This window comes from Aquabacterium sp. UBA2148 (assembly GCF_002328915.1).
GTDB classification, from domain to species: domain Bacteria; phylum Pseudomonadota; class Gammaproteobacteria; order Burkholderiales; family Burkholderiaceae_C; genus Aquabacterium; species Aquabacterium parvum.
Genome location: NZ_DCXA01000231.1, coordinates 1 through 4,111, shown reverse-complemented (window position 1 = coordinate 4,111; position 4,111 = coordinate 1). Strand labels below are relative to the sequence as shown.

2 protein-coding genes and 1 pseudogene are annotated in these 4,111 nt (G+C 66.1%); 1 reads left to right on the top strand and 2 read right to left on the bottom strand.

What is annotated here, in order from left to right:
- The first annotated feature begins 63 nt into the window (after window positions 1-63).
- A complete protein-coding gene (locus B2W70_RS13000; RefSeq protein ID WP_286746272.1) occupies window positions 64-2,910 on the top strand; it encodes a valine--tRNA ligase in 2,847 nt (948 codons plus the stop codon).
- Between the two features lie 99 nt (window positions 2,911-3,009).
- Here B2W70_RS13000 and B2W70_RS12995 read toward each other — a convergent pair whose 3' ends face one another.
- Together B2W70_RS12995 and B2W70_RS12990 are read right to left on the bottom strand one after the other, a co-directional pair.
- The gene (locus B2W70_RS12995) at window positions 3,010-3,579 is read right to left on the bottom strand and encodes a shikimate kinase (RefSeq protein WP_286746270.1); all 570 of its coding nucleotides are present in this window, start codon (window positions 3,577-3,579) and stop codon (window positions 3,010-3,012) included.
- Window positions 3,579-4,111 (bottom strand): annotated as a pseudogene (locus B2W70_RS12990) (type IV pilus secretin PilQ); the annotation flags it as partial. The pseudogene B2W70_RS12990 and the gene B2W70_RS12995, both read right to left, overlap by 1 nt.

Sequence of the window (4,111 nt, the reverse complement as noted above, 5' to 3'; positions counted from 1 at the left end):
AACCACCGCCCACAGCCGCCCCACTTTCCGCCGCCGAGCCCCGCTCGGCCAGCCGCTCACACCATGACCGAACTCGCCAAATCCTTCGAACCCGGCCCCATCGAGGCCCAGCACGGCCCCCTGTGGGAGCAACGCGGCCTGTACAAGCCCACCCTGGACGCGGCCAAGCCCTCGTTCTGCATCCAGCTGCCCCCGCCCAACGTCACCGGCACGCTGCACATGGGCCACGCCTTCAACCAGACCATCATGGACTCGTTGACGCGCTATCACCGCATGCTGGGCCACAACACGCTGTGGATCCCCGGCACCGACCACGCGGGCATCGCCACGCAGATCGTGGTGGAGCGCCAGCTGCAGGAAAAGGGACAGTCCCGCCACGACCTCGGTCGCGAAGCCTTTGTCGCCAAGGTCTGGGAGTGGAAGGAAAAGTCCGGCTCCACCATCACCCAGCAGATGCGCCGCATGGGCGACTCGGTGAGCTGGGAGCACGAGTACTTCACCATGGACGACAAGCTCTCCAAGGTGGTGGTCGAGACCTTCGTGCGCCTGCACGAAGAAGGCCTGATCTACCGCGGCAAGCGCCTGGTCAGCTGGGACCCGATCCTCAAATCCGCCGTGTCTGACCTGGAAGTCGAGAGCGAGGAAGAAGACGGCTCGATGTGGCACATCCGTTACCCCGTCGAGGGCAGCGATGAAACCCTGGTCGTGGCCACCACCCGCCCTGAAACCCTGCTGGGCGACACGGCTGTCATGGTCCACCCAGAAGACGAGCGCTACACGGCGCTCATCGGCAAGCAGGTGCGCCTGCCCATCACTGGCCGCCTCGTGCCCGTGATCGCCGACGAGCACGTCGACAAGGAATTCGGCACTGGCGTCGTCAAGGTCACCCCGGCCCACGACACCAACGACTACCAGGTCGGCCTGCGCCACGGCCTGCCCATGCTGACCATCTTCGACCTCGAAGCCAAGGTCAGCGCCCACGAGGCCACCGACATCCCCGCCGAATACGTCGGTCTGGACCGCTTCGTGGCCCGCAAGCAGATCGTCGCCAAACTCGAAGCCGACGGCCAGCTGGTCGAAGTCAAGAAGCACAAGCTGATGGTGCCGCGCTGCGCCCGCACCGGTCAGGTCATCGAGCCCATGCTGACCGACCAGTGGTTCGTGGCCATGACCAAGCCCGGCGCGGGCGGCAAGAGCATCGCCGAGCAAGCCATCGAGGCGGTCGAGTCGGGCGACGTCAAGTTCGTGCCCGAGAACTGGGTCAACACCTACAACCAGTGGATGAACAACATCCAGGACTGGTGCATCAGCCGCCAGCTTTGGTGGGGCCATCAAATCCCGGCCTGGTACGGCAGCAACGGCGAGGTCTTCGTCGCCCGCTCCGAGGCCGACGCGCGCGCCAAGGCCACGGCTGCCGGCTACTCGGGTGAGCTCACCCGCGACGCCGACGTGCTCGACACCTGGTACTCATCGGCCCTGGTGCCCTTCTCCACCCTCGGCTGGCCCGAGGAGACGAAGGAGCTCGACCTCTTCCTGCCCTCGTCGGTGCTCGTCACCGGCTACGACATCATCTTCTTCTGGGTCGCCCGGATGATCATGATGACCAAGCACTTCACCGGCAAGGTGCCCTTCAAGCACGTCTACATCCACGGCCTGGTGCGCGACGCACAGGGCAACAAGATGTCGAAGTCCGAAGGCAACGTGCTGGACCCGGTTGACCTGATCGACGGCATCGAGCTGGCCCCGCTGCTGGACAAGCGCACCACCGGCCTGCGCAAGCCCGAGACCGCCCCCAAGGTGCGCAAGGCCACCGAGAAGGAATTCCCCGAAGGCATCCCAGGTTACGGCGCCGACGCGCTGCGCTTCACCTTCGCTGCGCTGGCCAGCCTGGGCCGCGCCATCAACTTCGACTCCAAGCGCTGCGAGGGCTACCGCAACTTCTGCAACAAGCTCTGGAACGCCACCAAGTTCGTGCTGATGAACACCGAAGGCCAGGACTGCGGCCTCGTCAAAGACACGCCCGGCCAGTGCGCGGCCAACGGCTACCTGCACTTCAGCCCGGCCGATCGCTGGATCGTGTCCGAGCTGCAGCGCGTCGAAGCCGCGGTGGAACAGGGCTTCACCGACTTCCGCCTCGACAACGTCGCCAACGCCATCTACCAGTTCGTCTGGGACGAGTACTGCGACTGGTACATCGAGATCGCCAAGGCCCAGCTCAACGCTGCCAAGGCCGAGGGCAACGAGGCCAAGCAGCGCGCCACCCGCCGCACCCTGATCCGCGTGCTCGAAACCGTGCTGCGCCTGCTGCACCCCATCACGCCCTTCATCACCGAAGAGCTGTGGCAGGTGGTGGCCCCTGTGGCTGGCCGCAAGGCCGAAGGCAGCGACGAGACCCTGGTGACAGCGGCCTACCCCCGCGCCGACCTGGGTCGTGTGTGCGCCGAGTCAGATGCCTGGGTGGCCAAGCTCAAGGCCATCGTTGGCACCACCCGCACCCTGCGCAGCGAGATGAACCTCTCGCCCGCCGAACGCATGCCCCTGCTGACCACGGGCGACGCCGAGTTCATCCGCCAGGCCGCACCCATCATCCAGGCCCTGGGCAAACTCAGCGAGGTGCAGGTGCTCGACGAAGCGGCGTTTGCCGCCGCCACGCAAATGGCCCCGGTGGCCGTGCACGGCGAGGCCCGCCTGGCCCTGCACGTCGAGATCGACGTCGAGGCAGAAAAGGCCCGCCTGAGCAAGGAGATCACCCGCCTGCAAGGCGAGATCACCAAGGCCCAAGGCAAGCTGGGCAACGAAAGCTTCGTGGCCCGCGCGCCAGCAGCCGTGGTCGAGCAGGAGAAGCAGCGCGTGGCCGACTTCAGCGCGACGGTGGAGCGCCTGCAAGGGCAGTTGGCCCGACTGGGCTGATTCCGGGGCTCGGGGCGGCAGGCCCCATGCCTGAGCGAACAAACGAAAAGGCCGAACAACTGTTCGGCCTTTTTCATGGGTGTTCGCCGTGGCGGCGCATCACACCGGTGGCGACGGCTCAGCGGGCGGCACCGTCAGCGCAGGCAACAGCCCCGCGAGTTCAAGCTGCATCATGATCATGTTGACCAGAGTCGCCACCGACGGCCGCCCTGTGTCCACGCGGTAATGCGCCACCTCCTCGTACAGGGGGTGACGCTGCGCGTGGAGTTCCCTCAGCTTGGCCAGCGGATCGGCCACCTGCAAAAGCGGGCGCTGGGTGTCGTGCCGCAGGCGCTTGAACAACTCCTCGGGTGTCGAGCGCAGGTAAATGACCGTGGCGCCTTCGTGCAGGTGCTTGCGGTTGGCAGGGCGCAGCACCGCGCCACCGCCCGTGGCCAGGATCAACGGCCCCTGCTCCGGCGACGTCAGCTCTTCAATGACCTGCTCTTCGAGGTCACGAAAAGGCTGCTCGCCGTGTTGCTCAAAATACGAACGGATCGGCATGCCGATCCGCTCTTCGAGCACCGCGTCCGCGTCCAGGAAACGAGCCCCCAGCCGCCGGGCCAACTGCCGCCCGACCGTGGACTTGCCCCCTCCGGGCAAGCCCACCAAAGCCACCACCGACGACATCAGCGCAATGCCGTGCGGTCGGACACCACCTTGGGCGTCAGGAAAATCAGCAGTTCGCGGCGCTGGGTGCTGCGCGAGCTGTTGCGGAACAAAGCGCCCAGGTAGGGGATGTCGCCCAGCAGCGGCACGCGCTGTTCGGCGTTGCTCTCGGTCTGCTGGAAGATGCCGCCAATGACCACGGTGCCGCCGTTCTCGACCAGCACCTGCGTCTGCACGTGCTTGGTGTCGATGGCGAAGCCGGCCGTGGTGATCTGGCCCACGCTGTCCTTGTTGACGTCGACGTCGAGGATCACGCTGCCTTCAGGCGTGATCTGCGGCGTGACTTCCAGCTTCAGGTTGGCCTTGCGGAAGGTGATGGCCGTGGCACCGCTGGACGTTGCCGTCTGGTAGGGCAGCTCGGTGCCCTGCTCGATCAGCGCCTTGACCTGGTCGGCCGTGATGACACGCGGGCTCGAGACGATCTTGCCGCGACCATCGGCTTCCAGCGCCGAGATTTCCAGGTTCAGGGCGTGGTTCACGCTGGAGGTGAACA